The organism is Polymorphospora sp. NPDC051019 (assembly GCF_040683055.1).
Lineage (GTDB): Bacteria > Actinomycetota > Actinomycetes > Mycobacteriales > Micromonosporaceae > Polymorphospora > Polymorphospora lycopeni.
The window spans coordinates 18,677-36,789 of record NZ_JBFBCH010000009.1 but is presented as its reverse complement, the minus strand read 5'-3'; the positions used below and the strand labels follow the sequence as shown (position 1 = coordinate 36,789).

The 18,113-nt window shown below is 72.1% G+C and carries 18 protein-coding genes; 12 read left to right on the top strand and 6 right to left on the bottom strand.

Features of this window, described 5'->3' with window-relative positions:
* Positions 1-58 precede the first annotated feature (58 nt).
* The 3 genes from AB0M79_RS17745 to AB0M79_RS17735 all read left to right on the top strand — a co-directional run bounded on the left by AB0M79_RS17745 (position 59) and on the right by AB0M79_RS17735 (position 4,716).
* Positions 59-955: a DUF4231 domain-containing protein gene (locus AB0M79_RS17745; RefSeq protein ID WP_364214412.1), complete on the top strand. Its 897-nt coding sequence runs from the start codon at positions 59-61 to the stop codon at positions 953-955.
* Positions 956-1,543: 588 nt separating this feature from the next.
* Positions 1,544-4,339 carry an AAA family ATPase gene (locus AB0M79_RS17740; RefSeq protein WP_364214409.1) on the top strand — a complete coding sequence of 932 codons (2,796 nt, stop codon included), beginning with the start codon at positions 1,544-1,546 and terminating at the stop codon, positions 4,337-4,339.
* A gap of 62 nt (positions 4,340-4,401) precedes the next feature.
* The gene (locus tag AB0M79_RS17735) at positions 4,402-4,716 is read left to right on the top strand and encodes a hypothetical protein (protein WP_364214406.1); all 315 of its coding nucleotides are present in this window, start codon (positions 4,402-4,404) and stop codon (positions 4,714-4,716) included.
* Here the strand turns inward: AB0M79_RS17735 and AB0M79_RS17730 are convergent.
* Entirely contained in the window at positions 4,709-5,398 is a 690-nt protein-coding gene (locus tag AB0M79_RS17730; RefSeq protein WP_364214403.1) for a LuxR C-terminal-related transcriptional regulator, read from the bottom strand. The two genes, AB0M79_RS17735 and AB0M79_RS17730, sit on opposite strands and share 8 nt — an antisense overlap.
* A 357-nt stretch (positions 5,399-5,755) precedes the next feature.
* Between AB0M79_RS17730 and AB0M79_RS17725 the strand changes: the two genes are divergently transcribed.
* On the top strand, positions 5,756-6,100 hold the full coding sequence (locus tag AB0M79_RS17725) for a hypothetical protein (protein WP_364214400.1): 345 nt from the start codon (positions 5,756-5,758) through the stop codon (positions 6,098-6,100).
* Positions 6,101-6,151: 51 nt separating this feature from the next.
* Here AB0M79_RS17725 and AB0M79_RS17720 read toward each other — a convergent pair whose 3' ends face one another.
* Positions 6,152-6,349, bottom strand: coding sequence for a hypothetical protein (locus AB0M79_RS17720; protein WP_364214398.1), 198 nt, complete (start codon positions 6,347-6,349; stop codon positions 6,152-6,154).
* A gap of 268 nt (positions 6,350-6,617) precedes the next feature.
* On the opposite strand from AB0M79_RS17720, the gene AB0M79_RS17715 reads away from it, so the two are divergent.
* Both AB0M79_RS17715 and AB0M79_RS17710 read left to right on the top strand, forming a co-directional pair.
* On the top strand, positions 6,618-8,675 hold the full coding sequence (locus tag AB0M79_RS17715) for a heavy metal translocating P-type ATPase (protein ID WP_364214395.1): 2,058 nt from the start codon (positions 6,618-6,620) through the stop codon (positions 8,673-8,675).
* A gap of 121 nt (positions 8,676-8,796) precedes the next feature.
* On the top strand, positions 8,797-10,314 hold the full coding sequence (locus AB0M79_RS17710; protein ID WP_364214392.1) for a hypothetical protein: 1,518 nt from the start codon (positions 8,797-8,799) through the stop codon (positions 10,312-10,314).
* 98 nt (positions 10,315-10,412) lie between these two features.
* Here AB0M79_RS17710 and AB0M79_RS17705 read toward each other — a convergent pair whose 3' ends face one another.
* Together AB0M79_RS17705 and AB0M79_RS17700 are read right to left on the bottom strand one after the other, a co-directional pair.
* Entirely contained in the window at positions 10,413-11,081 is a 669-nt protein-coding gene (locus tag AB0M79_RS17705) for a response regulator transcription factor (protein WP_364214389.1), read from the bottom strand.
* Positions 11,078-12,319 (bottom strand): histidine kinase, encoded by a 1,242-nt coding sequence (locus AB0M79_RS17700; RefSeq protein WP_364214386.1) that lies wholly within the window; start codon positions 12,317-12,319, stop codon positions 11,078-11,080. Before AB0M79_RS17700 ends, AB0M79_RS17705 begins: the two co-directional genes overlap by 4 nt.
* 236 nt (positions 12,320-12,555) lie before the next feature.
* Here AB0M79_RS17700 and AB0M79_RS17695 point away from each other — a divergent pair, with 236 nt between their 5' ends.
* From AB0M79_RS17695 to AB0M79_RS17680, 4 genes are read left to right on the top strand one after another with little or no spacing between them, the layout of a single operon-like run.
* Positions 12,556-13,158 carry a VTT domain-containing protein gene (locus AB0M79_RS17695; protein ID WP_357538356.1) on the top strand — a complete coding sequence of 201 codons (603 nt, stop codon included), beginning with the start codon at positions 12,556-12,558 and terminating at the stop codon, positions 13,156-13,158.
* The gene (locus AB0M79_RS17690) at positions 13,155-14,369 is read left to right on the top strand and encodes a glycosyltransferase (protein WP_364214383.1); all 1,215 of its coding nucleotides are present in this window, start codon (positions 13,155-13,157) and stop codon (positions 14,367-14,369) included. The genes AB0M79_RS17695 and AB0M79_RS17690 overlap by 4 nt, the downstream gene beginning before the upstream one ends.
* The gene (locus AB0M79_RS17685) at positions 14,366-15,064 is read left to right on the top strand and encodes a DUF998 domain-containing protein (RefSeq protein WP_364214380.1); all 699 of its coding nucleotides are present in this window, start codon (positions 14,366-14,368) and stop codon (positions 15,062-15,064) included. Before AB0M79_RS17690 ends, AB0M79_RS17685 begins: the two co-directional genes overlap by 4 nt.
* On the top strand, positions 15,061-15,348 hold the full coding sequence (locus AB0M79_RS17680; RefSeq protein ID WP_364214377.1) for a hypothetical protein: 288 nt from the start codon (positions 15,061-15,063) through the stop codon (positions 15,346-15,348). The genes AB0M79_RS17685 and AB0M79_RS17680 overlap by 4 nt, the downstream gene beginning before the upstream one ends.
* A 78-nt stretch (positions 15,349-15,426) precedes the next feature.
* Here AB0M79_RS17680 and AB0M79_RS17675 read toward each other — a convergent pair whose 3' ends face one another.
* Positions 15,427-16,608, bottom strand: coding sequence for an MFS transporter (locus tag AB0M79_RS17675; protein ID WP_364214374.1), 1,182 nt, complete (start codon positions 16,606-16,608; stop codon positions 15,427-15,429).
* Positions 16,609-16,678: 70 nt separating this feature from the next.
* On the opposite strand from AB0M79_RS17675, the gene AB0M79_RS17670 reads away from it, so the two are divergent.
* Both AB0M79_RS17670 and AB0M79_RS17665 read left to right on the top strand, forming a co-directional pair.
* On the top strand, positions 16,679-17,146 hold the full coding sequence (locus AB0M79_RS17670; RefSeq protein WP_364214371.1) for a MarR family winged helix-turn-helix transcriptional regulator: 468 nt from the start codon (positions 16,679-16,681) through the stop codon (positions 17,144-17,146).
* Positions 17,139-17,462 carry a hypothetical protein gene (locus AB0M79_RS17665; protein WP_364214368.1) on the top strand — a complete coding sequence of 108 codons (324 nt, stop codon included), beginning with the start codon at positions 17,139-17,141 and terminating at the stop codon, positions 17,460-17,462. Before AB0M79_RS17670 ends, AB0M79_RS17665 begins: the two co-directional genes overlap by 8 nt.
* 3 nt (positions 17,463-17,465) lie before the next feature.
* Here the strand turns inward: AB0M79_RS17665 and AB0M79_RS17660 are convergent, their stop codons facing one another.
* Complete coding sequence (locus AB0M79_RS17660) at positions 17,466-18,068, bottom strand: nitroreductase family protein (protein WP_364214365.1); 603 nt, start codon at positions 18,066-18,068, stop codon at positions 17,466-17,468.
* Between the last annotated feature and the right edge of the window lie 45 nt (positions 18,069-18,113).

The following is an 18,113-nucleotide window of genomic DNA, read 5'->3' as shown; positions in this document are numbered from 1 at the left end:
GACCTGCGGGCCGATCGGCCACTTCCGATGTTGGTGGTGAGTATCGAGAATTCTCGTTATGACGGCAACGACGTCGGCCGAGGTGCTCGCCGTTCGCTGGCGGCGGCAGAGCGTCTGGTCCCAGGGCGCCAACCAGCTCAAGACGCAGATCCAGCGGGCCCGGCTCGGGGCCATGCTCCTGACCGTCGGCGGCGCCCTGTTCAGTGCCGTCTCCGTCCAGTTGATCAGCTCGGTGCCGACCGGTGCCAAGGTCTTCGCCGGCCTCGCCGCGGTGTCGCTGGGGCTGGTGCCGGTGCTCGGCAAGGGCGCCGGATCCACAGTGGTCCGGGACTGGACCCGGGCGCGCTCGGTCTCCGAGGCGCTCAAGACCGAGATCTACACCTATCTCGCCGGGGTCGCGCCCTATCGGGGAGACGACCGCGCCACCGTCCTCGTCGACCGCCTGGACGCCCTGCTGACCGGCACCGAGGACCTGGAGCAGTACGTGGCGGGGATCGACCCGATGCCACGTTCCCTGCCCGACGTGCACGACGTCGACTCGTACGTCCAGGGCCGGGCCCGGGCCCAGATCGACGGTTACTACCGGCGCCGGGCGGCCGAGCTGCGGCGCCGGGTCAGCCTGGTGCGACGGATCGAGTTCGGTCTCGCCATGCTCGGCGCCGTTCTCGCCGCCGTCGCCGGATTCGTGCCGGGCGCCGGGCTGACCGCCTGGGTCGGTCTGGTCACCACGGTCAGCACCGCCGTCGTCGCGCACGCCGCCGCGGAACGCTACGAATACCAGCAGATCGAGTTCACCCGTACGGCGGACGGCCTGGAGGATCTGCTCGCGCGGTACGCCGACGGGCCGGGAGGCGACGACGCCGACGATGCGCTCGTGGCCAGTTGCGAGCGGGTGATCTCCATCCAGAACGAGGGTTGGATGGCCAAGCTCAACAGCGAGGATCTTGCCCTCTGACACCGGTCCGGCGCGCAGAGTGGGTAGGGGACCGATAGGGGTTCGGGCGGGTCGCCGCCGGCTCTAGCCTCGTTTCCGTCTGCTGGTGCAGGCGGTGATAAAGATCATGAGCGGGCGGCGTGAACGGGTCGGTCGGGGGCGCCGGTCGCGGCGGGCCGGCCGGTGACCATTGCCTTTTCGGCAACCATGTGCGGGGCTGCGGGTGCGGAGCGTGTCGGCGGCGTGGTTTCCCCGCGGTGATAATCCGAGAAGTGATCACATCGGCGGGCGAAAGCCGCATCGGCTGACATTGCTTCGATTGTCACAAAATTAACGACAAGTTGAATGTCTGGTCGCTTGCTCGTTTCCAGTGTCGTTGCCGGTCGCCGCTGTTACCGCCGCGTGATCTAAGTCGGCTTGCTGGCCTTGACCGCATGGCGTTTTATAAGCCGGTGGTCGTCTTTCGGACGCCCACTTGGACGCCGAAAGCCTGGTGTAGCGGCTCGTTCACGCTTTGACGTAGTGAAAGGTCTTCATTTCCGGCTTCGCCGGCGTCCGGTCGGCGGTATGCGGCCACCGCGGCACCGATGGTGACGGCGGGTGGCACGGATGCCGGTGCCGACGACCTCGGGTCTGTCATGCGCTATTGGGGGGCGAATGCTGGTCGAGCGTGATATGGAATCGGCGCTTCTGGACGGGGCCCTGACCGAATGCGCGAGCGGAAACGGCGGCGCGGTCACGATCACCGGGCCGGTCGGTTCCGGCAAGACCGCGCTGCTGCGGCTGGTTGCCCAGCGGGCCGTGGACGCCGGCTTCACGTTCCTGATCGGCAAGGGTTCCCGGGCCGAGCGTGACCTTCCGATGGGACTGATGGGCCAGGTCTTCGCCGGGGCCGGCCTGCCCGAGGACGCCACGACCGAGATCGCCCGACTGCTCGACTCCCAGGCGACGACCCCCGGGACGGGGGACGGGCCGGTCGCCGAACACCCCGACGTGCGGGCCTGGCGCGGGCTGACCCGGGTCCTGCTCGAACTCGCCGACCGTACGCCGCTCCTGATCGGTATCGACGACGCCCACCTCGCCGACACCGAATCCATGCAATACCTGCTCTACCTCCTGCGCCGCATCGACCGGGCCCGGATGCTCATCGTGATCAACGAGTCCGGGGGACTGCGCCGCTCGTGGCCCATGCTGGCCGCAGAGTTGCAGAGCCAGGCGAACTCCCGGCAACTGCGGCTCAACCTGCTCTCGCCGGCCGGCGTGGCCACCGCCCTGGCCCGGCACCCGGACCTAAGCGCGGTCAGCCCGCCCGCCTGGCACCGGGTCAGTGGCGGGAACCCACTGCTGCTCAACGCCCTGGTCGAAGACCACCGGGTCGGCCGCCCCGGCACGCCGGAACCGGCGGCCGGCGAGGCGTACGCGCAGGCCGTGCTGACCTGCCTCTACCGGGGCGACGAGTCGATGCTGCCGGTCGCCCGCGGGCTGGCCGTGCTCGACGGGCCGGCGACCCCCAGACTGCTCGACGAACTGGTCCGCGACATCTGCCCCGCGCCGACCGGTGGACTGACCGCCATCACCGAGGTCGGGATCCTGGCCGACGGCCGGTTCCGGCATCCGCGCGCCGCCGCCGCCGTACTCGACGCCATGAGCCCGGACGACCGGGCCGACCTGCACGAGCGGGTCGCGAAGCTGCTGTACCGCAACGGCGCGCCGGCGCTGACGGTCGCCCGGCACAAGCTCGCCGCCCGCCGGGCCGGTGCACCGTGGTCGGTGCCGTTGCTGCACGAGGCCGCCGAGCAGGCCCTCGCCGCCGACGACACCACCGTGGCGCTGGACTGCCTCCGACTCGCCGAGCGCGGCCGGGACGGAATCACCGAGTGCGTACGGATCCAGGCCGCCCTGTTGCGGACCAGTTGGCGCCTCGACCCGGCCACCGCCGAGCGCTATACCCCGTCCCTGCTCAAGGCCGGCCTGGCCGGGGAGTTGCCGGTCATGGCGGCGGCGATGCTGGTCAAGCACCTGATGTGGTTCGGCCGGCCGGCGCAGGCGGCAGCGGTCCTGGCCGCAGCCGTCGACGCTGTCGACCCCGACGACCCCGAAGCGGCGATCACCCTCTACCCGGTCGAGTCACGGTTCGCGTACGTCTATCCCGAACTGGCCGGGCAGCTACCGTGCGACCGGATCCGTCCACCGGCGGTGGCGCTGGCCACGTCGACCGGCAAGCTGCGGATTCAGACGGCCGGGATCATCGACGCGCTCCGGCACGGCCGGATCACCGAGGACGCGGTGGACGACGCCCAGGCGATCCTGCAGCAGCACCGGATCGACGACCACACCTACGACGGGGTCCTCGCCGCGCTGGAGATCCTGGTCGCCGCCGAACACCTGGAGACGGCGGCGTTCTGGTGCGACTCGTTGCTGACCCAGGCCGACGAGCGGCACATTCCTACCTGGAGCGCCCTGCTCTCCTCGATACGGGCGGTAATCAGTTTCCGGCAGGGCGACATGCTGGAAGCGGAACGGCACGCCAGCACCGCGATGTGTCGCGTCCAGCCCGGTGGACTGGGCATCTTCGTCGGCATTCCGTTGTCGGTGCTCCTGCTTTCGGCGACCCGTCGTGGGCAATTCGAGAAAGCCCTCCGGTTGTTTGCCGTGCCGGTGCCGGACGTCATGTTCCGGACCCCTTTCGGCTTGCAGTACCTACGCGCCCGGGGTCGTTTCCACCTGGCCCGGGGCAGCTACAAGGCCGCGATGGAGGACTTCGGAACGTGCGGAGAACTGGTCGCCAAATGGGGCGGCGACCTGCCGGCGATCCTGCCGTGGCGCACCGACCTGGCGCAGGCGCGCCTCGCCCTCGGGCTGCCGGGCGAGGACCTGGTCACCGACCAACTCGCCCGGCTGGGCCCGGCCAACCGTCGTACCCGGGGGATAACCCTGCGCGTCCTGGCGGCGGCGACCGACCCGGCGCAACGGGTCCCGATCCTGCGTGAGGCCGTCGACGAGCTACAGGCCGGCGGTGACCAGACGGAACTGATCGAGGCGTTGACCGAGCTCGGCGCGGCGCAGCGCGCGCTCGGCGAGCACACCAAGGCCAGGACGACCCATCGCCGGGCGCAGCAGGTGGCGACCAAACACGATCTCAACGACCTGGTCCCCGCCCGGCCGGTGAGCCACCTGAGGGCCGAGCCGGCCGGCGATTCCATGATCGAGGAGTTGAGCGACGCCGAGCGGCGGGTGGCGGCGCTCGCCGCCCGGGGGCACACCAACCAGCAGATCGCCCGCAAGCTCTTCATCACGGTCAGCACCGTCGAGCAGCACCTGACCCGGGTCTACCGGAAGCTGCGGATCAACCGCCGCTCGGATCTGCCGTTCAGCCTGGCCGGGGATCTACGCAACACCGCGTAGCGCACGCCCCGTGCCCGAACCGGCGCTGGCGCCCCGGTCGCGGTGACTGATCAACTGTGTACGTGACGGACGTGAATCGCGCCCTGCGGCTGCGGCCGCCTCGTAATCCGGTCGAACGCCGGGCGATCGGTTGGTGGGCGGTGCAGGCGGTCGTCGTCTCCATCCCGGTCCTGGCCCCTCTGGTGATCGTCGGGCTGCTGGTCCGGCCGGCACGGCAGTGGCTACTGCTGGCCGCCGCGTTGATCGGTGTCGTGACGCTCTTCTACGCCCTGGTCGTGCCGTGGATCCGTTACCGGGGGCTCGCGTTCGCCGACACCGCCGTGCCGGGGCTGCTGGGGCAGTTCCTGGAGTCCGACGATGACGACGAGGTCACTTGACGAAGTCGGGTGAGACCTGCGGCGGCCAGGTGCCGGCGTTCAGCACACCCATCGAGTACGCCCGGGACACCAGCGCGGCCCGGTTGGGCGCCTTCAGCTTCTTCATCATCGTCGCCACGTGGTATTCGACGCCCTGCCGGCTCAGGTAGAGCTCGCCCGCCAGGTTGACCGTCGACATGCCCATCGCGACGCCCTGCAGGATCCGGGCGTCGAGTTCGGTGAGGACCTTGTGCCGGGCGGTACGGATCGCCGTCTCGGCGGCCGACTCGTCCCACTGCAGCGTCACGACGATGCTGGCCATCAGCGGCGACCGGCCGCGTACGGGGACGGCGGTGAGCTGGCCGGGGAAGAGGTGGTCATCGGCCCGTACGCCGACGATCCGTTCGCTGACCCGTTCGCTGCGGCCTTCGATGAGGCGGACGAACTGGCGGCGTAGTTGGGTCTGGGGGCCCAGCCGCAGGAAGTCGAAGAGGTCGCGGCCGACGACGTCGCCGGAACCGCCGAGATCGCGGCGGAACTGTTCGTTCGCTTCCTGGATCTTGAGTGTGGGGTCGACACTGGCCATGCAGATCCCGGACCGCTCGAGCAGTGACCGGTAGGCGTCCGCGTGCCTGTGCAGCTGTGCGAGCCGGGCCCGGTCGACGATCTCCTGCGGCGCAAGGTCCATCAATGCCTGTGACACGCGAACTCGTTTCCTCTCCATGGCGCGGTAAGCGGCGATCACGTGTGGTGATGACCTCGTCCACCGGAAGGGGCGAAGAACCTGTCGGACGCTAACGATCATGGTGGCGGGGGCGGCGAATGTGAAACCCGTATCCGCCCCCTATCGGCAGGGGACGAGCAGGGGTCGCCACCTAGGGGTTGGTGAAGCCGTGCCCCTAGGGGTGCCCGCGGAGGCGTCCTCGCGTGGCGGTCTCTACGGATCTTCCAACGGTTGCCACTGGCGTTACCTCAGAGTTTGCGCAGGGTGGCGGAATCGAGGTATGCCTGCCGAGGTCCGGCCGGGCATCGAACGACGGTGCCGAGGCATGCTTCTCTCATGACCGACGACACGGGCCGGGCGCTGGGCGATGCGGAGCGGGAGATCCTCGGGGCGATGCTGGAGCTGCCGATCCGGCACGGGTGGCGGTTGCGGGCCGAGGCGACCCGGCTCCGGGTGCGGGCGGTGTGCGGCTGCGGCTGCCCCACCGTCTACTTCACCGCCGGCCCCGTCGCCGGCACCGAACTGGTCGCCGAGGCGGAGGTGGCCGGAACCGAAGGCGACGTCGTGCTGCTCTTCGCGTCCGAAGCCGGCGTGGATTCCCTGGAGTACGTCTGGCTCGGCGAGATTCCGCCGGCCGGCTGGCCGCCGGCCGGTTCGCTGGTCAATCTGCGGGTCCGCTGACCCGGCCGGGTTGCCCGGGCCCCGCGTGGTGGTCGGGGGCCGGGCGGGCCGTCAATAGGTGTAGGTGACGGTCAGTTCGTAACTGCTGCTGTGTTTCGGGGGAGTGAGTACGTAGGTCGTGGGGGCGCCGATTCCGACCACGTACTGGAAGGTGGTGTTGGCCGGCAGGCCGGCGATCGTGGCGACGATTCTCGTCCGGATCCTCTTGGCGGGGGCGGTCGGGGCAGGGGCGTTCGACCTACGGAGCATCGAGTCTCCACGGGAATGGGATGGGCCTGCCGTGGCCCGTGTGCACCAATGATTACGTGCTGAAAGAGGTCAACTCGACCGACGGAAAACGCGGTATTCGGAAAATGGGCAGGGCGCGTCCAGTCCATTCATGTATTGACAATCACGCATCTCCGACGGTTTCCGAACCGGCGGCGGTGCGGGTCGGGTTGCGCGAGGGTGAGGTGGTGGTCACGCGAGGGTTGCGGGTACCCCCGGGGGGTATATGGTGAGGGTGGGAGGTGCCGACATGCGACACGACACGACAGCGCACGACGAACACGCCGGGCACGAGCAGCACGACGGCCACGGCGGTCACCAGGGGCACGACAAGCACGCCGGACACGACCCGGAGATCTTCCGCCGCAAGTTCTGGCTCAGCCTGGCACTGACCGTGCCGATCGTCGTGACCAGCCACATGGTGATGGACTGGTTCGGCTACACGCTGGACTTCCCCGGCATGCCCCTGATCGGGCCGGTGCTCGGCTCGGTGGTGTTCCTCTACGGCGGCTGGCCGTTCCTGGCCGGCGCCGTACACGAGATCCGCGACCGGGCCCCGGGCATGATGCTGCTGATCGCGATGGCGATCACGGTCGCGTACGCCGCCTCGCTCGCCACCACCTTCGGCGCGTTCGACCTCGACTTCTGGTGGGAACTGGCGGCCCTGGTCACCATCATGCTGCTCGGGCACTGGCAGGAGATGAAGGCGATCGGTCAGGCGCAGGGCGCCCTCTCCGCCCTCGCCGCGCTGCTGCCCGACGACGCCGAACGGGTCGGCGACGGCGGTACCCAGCGGGTCCCGGTGGCCGAACTGCACGTCGACGACGTGGTGCTGGTCCGGCCGGGCGCGCGGGTGCCGGCCGACGGCCGGATCGTCGACGGCGGCGCCGAACTCGACGAATCGATGATCACCGGCGAGTCCCGGCCGGTCGCCCGGTCGGTCGGCGACCGGGTCGTCGCCGGCACGGTCGCCACCGACTCCGCGATCCGGGTACGCGTCGAAGCCGTCGGCGACGACACCGCCCTGGCCGGAATCCAGCGGCTCGTGGCACAGGCGCAGCGGTCCAGCGGCCGCGCCCAGGTGCTGGCCGACCGGTTCGCCGCCTGGCTGTTCTACATCGCGATCGGGACCGCCGTGGCCACCTTCACGGCGTGGGCGCTGCTCGGCAACGTCGACGAGGCGGTGGTGCGTACGGTCACCGTGCTGGTGATCGCCTGCCCGCACGCCCTCGGGCTCGCCATCCCCCTGGTGATCGCGCTGTCCACCGCCGTCGCGGCCAAGGCCGGAATCCTGGTCAAGGACCGGCTGGCGCTGGAGCGGATGCGTACGGTCGACGCGGTGCTCTTCGACAAGACCGGCACCCTCACCCGGGGCGAGCACGTCGTCACCGCCATCGCCGGCACCCCCGGCACCGAGGGCGACGAGGTGCTGCGCCTGGCGGCCGGCGTCGAGGCCGACAGCGAGCACCCGCTCGCCCGGGCCATCGTCGCCGCCGCCACCGACCGGGGGCGACCGGCACCGGCCACCGACTTCCGGTCGCTGACCGGGCGCGGCGTGCGGGCCAGCATCGACGGCACCGGGTACGCCGTCGGCGGGCCGGCGCTGCTGCGGGAGCTGGACGCGGACGTACCGGCCGAACTGGCGGCCGAGACGGCGGACTGGGCGCGGCGGGGGGCCGCCGTGCTGCACCTGCTCCGCCTCGACGAGGCAGGGCCGGCCCAGGTCGTCGGCGCGCTCGCCCTGGCCGACGAGGTACGCCCCGAAGCCCGGCAGGCCATCGCCGACCTTCGTGGGCAGGGCATCTCGAAGATCGTGATGATCACCGGGGACGCCCGCCCGGTCGCCGACGCGGTCGCCGCCGAACTCGGGCTCGACGAGGTCTTCGCCGAGGTCCTGCCGGCCGACAAGGACGACGCCGTGGGCGAGTTGCAGCGGCGCGGCCTACGGGTGGCGATGGTCGGCGACGGCGTCAACGACGCGCCCGCCCTGGCCCGGGCCGACGTCGGCATCGCCATCGGGGCCGGCACCGACGTCGCCATCGAGTCCGCCGGTGTCGTACTGGCCTCGTCGGACCCGCGTGGCGTGACCGGAGTGATCCGGCTGTCCCGTGCCTCCTACCGCAAGATGATCCAGAACCTGGGCTGGGCGGCCGGCTACAACGTGGTGGCGCTGCCACTGGCCGCCGGGGTGCTGGCCTGGGCCGGGGTGGCGCTCAGCCCGGCCGCCGGAGCCCTGCTGATGTCGGCCTCGACCATCGTGGTGGCCCTCAACGCCCAACTCCTGCGCCGGGTCCGCCTCGGCGGATAGCCGCCGTAATGCACGGGCGGTCGTGGTGGAGCGTGGGATACGAATAGCGGGACCGGATACGGGGGCGGTGGTGGACGTGGATCTGTGGAGCCGTCTGCGGGGGATGACCAGGGGCGTACCGGTGGAACTTGACTACCTGCCGGAACTGCCCGACCTCGATCTGCTGCGGGCCGCCGGCCGGGACGGTGCACCGGGACAGGTCGTCACCGGCCTGATCACGGCCACCCGCGACGGTGACGAGGGCTTCCGGGTGGCCACCGCCGACATTCTCGGCTCATGGCCCGCCCGAACCTGGGTGGCCGTCGACGAGGAACTGCGGGAGCGATGGTGGTGGGCGCCGGTCTGGACCGTACGGCTCGCGGAGCGGATCGCGGACGGCAGCGCCGACCTGCTCTGCCTCGTGGTGGTCGCCTGCCACGGCGACGGGTGGATCCGCGAGGCGGCCGTCGCCCGGCTCGCCGAGCACGTGCCGCATCCGGCGGCGCTGGCGGTGCTGGCACTGCGCTGCGCCGACTGGGTGGAACAGGTCCGCGCCCGCGCCCGTACCACAGTGGACGAACGGGGGCTGGCCGCCGGTGCGGCGCTGGCGGTGCTCGCCGGGACGGCGTACGGGCTGCGTGCCCGGCGGCACGGCGGCTGGCTGGTGGAGCGGGTCGAGCGGCTGCTCCGGGAACTGCCATCCGACGGCCTCGAACCGCTGCTCACCGCCCCGGACCACCGGACCCGGCGGGCGGCGTACCGGGCTGCCCTCGCCACCGGCCGGCTGGGGCAGCGGCAGTTGGTGACGGCTGCGGTCCGTGACGGTGACCCGCCGATCCGGGCGATGTGCGCCCGCGCCGCCGTCGTGGGCGCCGGCCCCGAAGCGCTGCGCGAACTGCTGGCCAGCCGTACGGCGCTGGTGCGGGCCGAGGCGTTGCGTGCCCTCACCATGGCCGGCGACCAGGCCGCCGCCGAGACGGCGCTGCTCGACCGGCATCCGGTGGTACGGGCCACCGCCCAGGCCATGCTCCACCGGGCCGGTGCCGACCCGGTGGCCGGCTACCGCGACCTTGTCGGTGGCCACGAGCCGCCGGCTCCGGCGGCGATCGCCGGGCTCGGCGAAACCGGCCGCGCCGAGGACGCCGGCCTGCTCACCCGCTGGCTGGCCCACCCCCGCCCGCGCGGCCGGGCCGAGACGGTCCGGGCGCTGCGCCGGCTCGGCGTCGCCCGCCAGGAAGACCTGCTGCCGCTGCTGGGCGACAGGTCGGGCGCGGTCACCCGGCAGGTCGTGACGACGCTGCGGCACGGGGCCGGGAGCCTGGACCCGGCGATGGTCACCGGACTGACCGACCCCGGCAACCCGCCGCACGTCCGCTTCGCCGGCTACCGCCTGCTGATCTCGGGCGGCGCGTGGCAGCGGGTCGCCACCGACCTGCGCCTGCTCGACGACGCCGACGAACGGCTGCGTGGTGCCGTCCGGGCCGACCTCGCGATGTGGCTCCAGCGGCAGGCGGCGACCACCTACGACCAGCCGGGACCGCGCCTCGCCGCCGAACTCGACCGGCTGATCGAGCGGGCCCGACCGGTACTCGGCGAGCATCGGGTCAGGCTGCTGCGCTTCCACGCCGGACTTTCGGCGGACCCGACAAAGTTGATCTGAGCACCAGAGACCCTACCCGCGCCGGATAAGGTCGCTGACGCTCAGATCAACGATGGTGCGGGCAGCGGGGCGGCGCGCATCGCCCGGATCAGCGAAGGTCAGCCGCCCGGGGTGACCAGGCCGGTCTCGTAGCCGAACACCACCGCCTGCACCCGGTCACGCAGACCCAGCTTCTGCAGGATGCGGCTGACGTGGGTCTTGGTGGTCTGCTCGGCGATGAACAGCGACGCGGCGATCTCGGCGTTGGACATGCCGAGCGCCACCAGCCGCAACACCTCCCGTTCCCGGTCGGTCAGCGCGTTGAGCGCCGTGGTGCCCGCCGGCCGCCTCGGCTGCGCGTCGACGAAGTTCTCGATGAGCCGGCGGGTGATGCTCGGCGCCAGCAGCGCCTCGCCACCGGCCACCACCCGTACGGCGCGCATCAGCTCGTCGGGTTCGCTGTCCTTGAGCAGGAAGCCGCTGGCCCCGATCCGCAGCGCCTCGTAGATGTAGTCGTCGATGTCGAACGTGGTCAGCATCAGCACCCGGGGGTGGTGTCCCTCGGTGCGTTCCGGGCCGAGGATCGCCCGGGTGGCGGCGAGCCCGTCCAGCACCGGCATCCGTACGTCCATCAGCACGACGTCGGGGCGCAGGCTGCGGCAGCGGTCGACGCCGGCGCGCCCGTTCTCGGCCTCGCCGACCACGGTCATGTCGTCCTGAGAGTCGAGGATCGCCCGGATGCCGACCCGGATCATCGACTGGTCGTCCACGATCAGAATCCGGATCACCCGTTGCTCCCGTCGGCTGCCTGGTCCCACCGTATCGGCAGCCGGGCGGCGACCCGGTAGCCGCCGTCCGCGAGCGGAGCCGTCTCCAGGGTGCCGCCGACCAGGCGGACCCGTTCCCGCATCCCGTGCAGCCCGTGGCCAACCCGGCCGACATCCTCGGGCGGGCCGGTGGGGCCGGTCGGGGCGTCGTTGGTGACGACGACGGCGAGCACGTCGCCGGGTTCGAGGTCGACCCGTACGACGGTAGGGGCGCCGGCCGCGTGCCGGACGACGTTGCTCAGCGACTCCTGCACGATCCGGTACGCGGCCAGGGCGATCGCGTCCGACACCGTCGTGGCGCGTACGGCGTCGGAGACCCACAGGTCGACGGGTACGCCGCCACGGCGTACCGACTCGGCCAGTTCGTCGAGCCGGTCCAGGCCGGGCACCGGCCGCAGGTCGACGGCGGCGTCCTCGTCGCGGAGCACGGCCAGCAGTTGCCGCATCTCGCGCAGCGCGCCCCGGGCACCGGCGGCGATCTGCGCGAACTCGTCCCGCGACTCGTCGTCGATGTTCTTGATCCGGTACGCCGCCGACGTCGCCTGCATGTGGATCACCGACATGCTGTGCGCGACGACGTCGTGCAGCTCCCGGGCGATCCGGGTCCGTTCCTCGACCACCGCCCGCTGCGCCTGTTCGAGGGCCACGTCGCGGCGGGCGTCGACGAGCTGGCGCCGGATCACGGCCCGCTGCCGGAAGGCGATCGCACCGAGTGTGATCAGGGCCGAGTTCGTGGCGTAGATGACGAGCAACGGCTCGGCCTCGGCGAACGTATGGCCGGCCCGCAGGTCGAGCACCACCAGCAGGACGCACAGCAGCACGCTCGCCCACCAGGCCGTCGCCGCCGCCCGCCACTCGTGGAAGAGGCCGACCAGGGCCACGTGGGCGATCAGGGCGATCAGGCCCGGAATCGTCAGCGGCCAGGTCGGGCCGGCGTCGAAGGACAGCATGACCGCCAGGGCGGTCACCCCGGCGAACTGCACCGCGGTCGCCTGGACCGGCCACCACAGGGTCAGCGGCAGGGCCACCCCCTGCGCGATGCCGGCGCCGAACGCCACGACCAGCGGCACCTCGTATATCTCGGCCGCGACCGGAATGTTGACCGCCATCAACACCACGGCCAGCGCGCCGGCCACCAGCCACGACCACGGTCCGAGCGGCTCGGCAGGGCGTACCGGCGCCCACAGCCTGGTTTCCACGATTCCTCCCCGTGCCCTGCTCAGGGCGACGGTACCGGGGTCGGAGTCAGGGTGACGTCAGGCCGTGGCGGTACGCCACCCCCTACCGCGGAGGTAGGCGCGGGGTCGGCGAACTACCTCCGCCGTCCGGGCCGGAACGCCTCCGCGGGGCGACGACCGGCGCGGTGTCCCGTACCTAGCTTTCTCCCGTCGCCGGCGGAACCGCCGCCGGAGACGGCGGTGCGGAGGGGGCGGCCATGGATCCGGCGCAGGTGCTGTGGACGGGGGTGACCGACCACCCGTACCTGCTGCTCGGGCCGTTGGTGCTGATCGAGGGGCCGGCGGCGACGGTCGTCGCCGGGGCACTGGTCGGTGCCGGAATGGCCCGGTTCTGGCCGATCTGGCTGATCGTCGTCGTCGCCGACGTGCTCGCCGACAGCGGCCTCTACCTGCTCGGCCGGTTCGGCAACCACCGGCGGGTGGCGCCGCTGCTGGGCCGGCTCGGCCTGCCGCCACACCGGCGGCAACGGCTCACCACGGCGGTCCGCCGGGCCCTGCCCCGCGTCGTGCTCGGCGCGAAGGTCGTCGACGTCGCCGCCGTACCCGCGTTCCTGGCCGCCGGGCTGGCCCGGGCCCCGTACCGCAGGTTCCTGGCCTGGGTGGCCGGGGCCAGCACGGTACGCGCCGCACTGCTGATCGGTGCCGGCGTGCTTTTCGGCCAGGAGGTCGCCCACCTGCTCACCTCGCCCGGCACCGGGCTCGCCGTCGCCGCCGGGCTGGCCCTGGCGGTCGTGGCCACCCACCTGATCACCCGGCGGCTCGCCGGAACCCGATTCGATCCCGTCAAGGAGAAACCATGAAGATCCTCATCGGTGCCGACACGTACGCGCCCGACGTCAACGGCGCGTCGTACTTCGCACAGCGGCTGGCGACCGCCCTGGCCGGCCGGCACGAGGTGCACGTCGTCTGCCCGTCGACCGGGTACGCCAGCCGCAGCACCGCCACCGAACCGGGGATCGTCGAGCACCGGGTCCGGTCGCTGCCCGTACTGCGCCGAAGAGGTTTCCGGTTCTGCGCCCCGGTGCGCCTGGTCGCCGCCGCCCGCCGGATCCTCACCGAGGTACGCCCCGACGTGGTGCACGTGCAGAGCCACTTCCCGCTCTGCCGGGCGCTGATCGAGGCCGCGGCCGGGCTCGGCATCCCGGTCGTCGCCACCAACCACTTCATGCCGGAGAACCTGACCCACTACGTGCCGGTCGGCGACCTCGGCCGGCGCCGGCTGCACGAGTGGGCGTGGCGGGACCTGGCCGGCGTCTACGGCCGGGCCGCGGTCGTGACCGCGCCGACGCCGTACGCGGCGGCACTCGCCGAGCGTGCCGGGGTGCCCGGGCCGGTCCTGCCGATCTCGTGCGGGATGGACCTGTCCCGCTTCGGCACTGGCCACAACTCCGCCGGGTTCCGGCTGCGCTACGGGGTGCCGGCCCGCCCGACGATCGGATACGTCGGCCGGCTCGACAAGGAGAAGAACATCGACGTCGTGGTCCGCGCCCTGGCCCGGGTACGCCGGCACGTCGACGCCCAGCTCATGCTCGTCGGCACCGGGGCCGAGCGCGGCCGGCTGGCGGCCCTGGCCGCCGACCTCGGCGTCGCCGACGCACTCGTCTTCACCGGATTCGTCGCCGACACCGACCTGCCCGCCGCCTACGCCGCCACCGACGTCTTCGTCAACGCCGGCACCGCCGAACTGCAGAGCCTGGTGACGCTGGAGGCGATGGCGTGCGGCGTACCGGTCGTCGGCGCGGACGCGTCCGCGCTGCCGCACCTGGTGCGGCCCGGCGACAACGGCCTGCTCTTCCCGCCCGGTGACGACGCGGCACTGGCCGACCGGCTGCTGGCGATCCTGGCCGACCCCGCCCGGGCGGCGGCCATGGGCCGGCGGAGCCGGATCCTCGCCGAGGAACACGACGAGGCCCGCACCATCGCCGCCTTCGACGAGATCTACGCCCGGGTCGGCGGCCAGCGGCCGACGGTCCCGGCTGCCACGGTCCCGGCGCTGCGGGTGTCGGCGTGACGACCGGAAGCGGCCTGCTGGCCGACACCCGCCCTCCCGTCACCGTCGACGCTCCCGCCGGGCAGCGGCCCGGCGGACCGTCGACCCCGGCTCCCGGCTGGTACCGGTACGCGCTCGGTGCGATCACCGTCGCACTGGTCGCCGGACTGGCACTGCACGCGGTCGACGGGGTCCACCCGCTGCACCAGATGCTGAGCGAGACCGTCGCCTCGCCGACGGGCGTACTGCTGCTCGGTGTCGCGGCCGCCGCCCTCGTCACCGCCGCCGCCTGCCTGGGGATCGGCATCCGGCGGGCCGGGCTGCGCCGGAGCGGACCGCTCACCCTGCTGCTCGCGTTGTGGGCGGCGGGACTGGTGGCGCTGGCCGTGTTCCCGATGGACCTGTCCGGGGAGCCGACCACGTACGCCGGGGTGCTGCACCGGTACGGGGCCGCTGTCGCGGTCGCCGTACCGCCGCTGCTCGGACTCGTCCTCGCCGGTGCGGGCCGGGACGACGGTGCCCGGCAGCTCAGGGCGGCGGCAGTGGTCACCGCGGTGGCGGGTGTCGGGTTCGCCGCCGCCCACGGGCCGACGATCCTGCTCGACGCCGACTCGCTGCCGTACATCGGACTGCTCGAGCGGATCCTGCTCGCGCTGGTCCTGGTGGTCCTGGTCCGGGTCGCCCGGGTGCTGCGAGACGCCGGGACCGGGCCGTGAACCCGCGGGCCGTCGGTTACGCGCTGGCGGGGCTGCTCGCCGGTGCGTTGCTCGTCAACGCCCTGCCGCACCTCGTGCACGGCGGCCTGGGCCAGCCGTTTCCGACCCCGTTCGAGGTGGCCTGGTCGCCGGCCGCGAACATCGGCTGGGGCCTGGTGAACCTGCTGCTCGGGGTCACGCTCGCCGTCGTTGTCTGGAACGGTCTGCGGACGTTGCCGTTCCTTGCCGGTGCCGGTGTCGGCAGCCTCGCGGCGGCCACCGTGCTGCTGGTCGTCATGGGCTGATCTCGGGCGGCAACTTGTTCCAGTTCTACTTCGGACTTCGCTGGCCATCGGGCTGGCGTCCGCCCGGCGGACCGGCCGTTACGGGGCGGTCAGCCGCCGGCTCGCGATGTGGCCGGCGAGGGCCGCCGTGGCTGCGCAGCCGGTGGCCAGGGCGAAGGCCGCCGTCGTGCCTCGGCTGTCGACCAGCGCCCCGGCCGTGGCCGAGCCGACCGAGATGCCGATGCCGGCGGCCGTCGTGAGCCAGGTCAGGCCCTCGGTACGGTGGCGGACGGCAACGGCCCGAGCGGCGATCGAGAAGCCGTCGATGAAGGCCGGTGCCAGCGTCAAGCCGAGCGTGAACGCGGCCGGGAACAGCCATCCGGTCGCTGGTACGGCGATGAACGGCACGGTGCCCACCGTCAGCAGCGGCAATACGACGGCCAGGCGTCGGTGCGGTGGGCGGGACCAGTCGCGGGCGCCGTACCAGAGCCCGGACACGGCACTGCCGGCGGCGATCGTTGCCAGTATCCAGCCGCTGAGGGCTTCGGCGTCGTGCTGTCGGGCGTAGGCGACGACGGCGACGTCCAGCACGATGAGCACCATGCTGACCAGCGCGAATGTGAGCAGCAGCAGGGGAAGTCCGGGCGTGCGCACGGCGGTTCCGGAGGCGGGCCGACCGGTGGGGGCGCCCGGGGGTTCGGTGCGGTGCTGCAGCGCGAGCGCGATCGAGCCCCCGGCGGCGAGCGGAACCGACAGGATCAGGGCGGCCGCGGGATGCAGGTACACGACCACTGTGGACACCACGATCGGGCCGATGACCAGAAGCAGTTCGTCCACGACCGACTCGAAGGACGTCGCCGCGTGCAGCCGTGGTGTGCCGGTCAGCAGATGGGCCCAGCGGGCCCTGACGAACGGCCCGATCGCCGGCATGCTGGCACCACTGGTCGCGGACAGGACGACGAGGACCCAGGCCGGCGCACCGGACGCGGCCGCGACGAGAAACCCGGTCCTGGTGATGGTGATGGCGATGGCGGCCGCCATGAGAACCGGGCCCTGCCGGTGGCGGTCGGCGAGGCGACCGACCAGTGGGGCGACGAGCGAATACGCGAGGGCGTACGCACCGGAGACCAGTCCGCCGAGGCCGTAGGAGCCGCTGAGTTCCGAGACGAGGAAGACGATGCCCAGGACGGTCGTCAGGTGGGCCAGGCGGGCCGCGAGCCCGGCCGCGACGAAGGCGGCGGCGCCCGGCAGGGCGAAGAGTCCCCGATAGGGGCTGGTCAACAACACTCGCTCGCAGGCTTCACCCGGCATAAGCTAAACCAGGTTTCGTAGATTGTAAACGAGGTTTCGCATGTCGGATTGGGATCCGGCCGACGACGTCGGCACCGCACACCTCGGCCGGCTCCTGTTGCGGGCGCTGCGCCAGGTCCAGGCCAACGCGGTCGCCAGACTCCACGCACGCGGCCACCCCGGCATCCGTACCGGGCACCTGCCGGTCTTCGGCTACATCGACGACGCCGGCACCCGCATCACCGACCTTGCCGCCCGGGCCGACATGACCCGCCAGATGATGGGCCGCCTGGTACGCGAACTGGAGGAGTTGGGGTACGTCACGACCCGGACCGACCCCGACGACCAACGCGCGGTGGTGGTGACTCTCACCGCTCAGGGGTACGGCTTCGGCGCGGACGGTGAGGCCGTGAAGGCGAGTCTCGAGCGGGAGTACGAGGAACTTCTCGGCCCCGGGGAGCCGGCCCGACTCCGCCGGTCGCTCGCGCTACTGGCGAACCTGGGCTCCGGGGAGCGGGCGGATGGGTAGCGGAAAGGAGTACGAGGAGTTGGAGGAGGTTCCGGACGAGTTCCGGACCTTCGCCGCCCGGCACGCGCTCGAATACCGCAACACCCTGCCCGGCATCGCCCTCTACCTGGGCGGCGCGGCGCTGTTCACCGGCGGCCTCTTGGTGACCACTCCCGAGGACCGCCGGGTCGGGCTCTGGCTGATCCTGCTGGGACTGGTGCTGCTCGTCGCCTGGATCGTGCTGCACCGCCGGAAGCTGCGCAGGGAGCGGGAGTTGCACCGCCGATACCTGCACTGGAAGCGGAAGCAGAACGAGCCCGGCGACCCGTACGAATAGCCGCTACCCGGCCGGCTGGCTCCACCTGCCCCGGTGCACGACATCGGCGGTCGGCCGACGCCGGCCGCGCAGGTCGCGGGGCGGCTCCTCGCTGTAGCCGATCGAGACCGCTCCGATCGGCGCGTAGTGCGCGGGCACCCCGAACGCCTCGCGGTACGCGTCGATGCGGGCGGCCGCGATGCCGAAGAAGCAGGCGCCGAGGCCGGCGTCGACCGCGGTCAGCAGCATCATCAGCGAGGCCATGCCGGTGTCGATGTCCCAGTACGGCGCCGGCCACCAGGCTTCCGACCGGGCGGTCTGTCCCTTGTCGGGCTGCGCGTACCGGTCGAGGTAGGCGTCCTTGTTGGAGTGCGCCACGATCAGCAGCGGTGCCTCGACGTTGGCCGCGAACCAGTTCTCCGGGTCCTGCTCCGGCCGGGCCGCGTCCCGGAAGCGCGCGATGTCGTCGGCGTTGTCGAGCACCAGGAAACCCCAGCCCTGCGAGAAGCCGGCCGACGGTGCCCGGAGCGCGTTGTGCACGATCCGGTCGACGACATCGGGCGGGACCGGCCGGTCGGTGTAGGTGCGGACCATGCGCCGGCGCCGGACGACATCCTGGAACTCCATGGCCGGAAGTCTAGGAAAGATCCGGTTCGGTGAGAACCGGCCGCG

Coding starts and splice junctions, on each gene's coding strand:
- AB0M79_RS17745 (WP_364214412.1), top strand. CDS start 59: ATGACGGCAACGACGTCGGCCGAGGTGCTCGCCGTTCGCTGGCGGCGG.
- AB0M79_RS17740 (WP_364214409.1), top strand. CDS start 1,544: ATGCCGGTGCCGACGACCTCGGGTCTGTCATGCGCTATTGGGGGGCGA.
- AB0M79_RS17725 (WP_364214400.1), top strand. CDS start 5,756: ATGACCGACGACACGGGCCGGGCGCTGGGCGATGCGGAGCGGGAGATC.
- AB0M79_RS17720 (WP_364214398.1), bottom strand. CDS start 6,349: ATGCTCCGTAGGTCGAACGCCCCTGCCCCGACCGCCCCCGCCAAGAGG.
- AB0M79_RS17715 (WP_364214395.1), top strand. CDS start 6,618: ATGCGACACGACACGACAGCGCACGACGAACACGCCGGGCACGAGCAG.
- AB0M79_RS17695 (WP_357538356.1), top strand. CDS start 12,556: ATGGATCCGGCGCAGGTGCTGTGGACGGGGGTGACCGACCACCCGTAC.
- AB0M79_RS17690 (WP_364214383.1), top strand. CDS start 13,155: ATGAAGATCCTCATCGGTGCCGACACGTACGCGCCCGACGTCAACGGC.
- AB0M79_RS17670 (WP_364214371.1), top strand. CDS start 16,679: ATGTCGGATTGGGATCCGGCCGACGACGTCGGCACCGCACACCTCGGC.
- AB0M79_RS17665 (WP_364214368.1), top strand. CDS start 17,139: ATGGGTAGCGGAAAGGAGTACGAGGAGTTGGAGGAGGTTCCGGACGAG.
- AB0M79_RS17660 (WP_364214365.1), bottom strand. CDS start 18,068: ATGGAGTTCCAGGATGTCGTCCGGCGCCGGCGCATGGTCCGCACCTAC.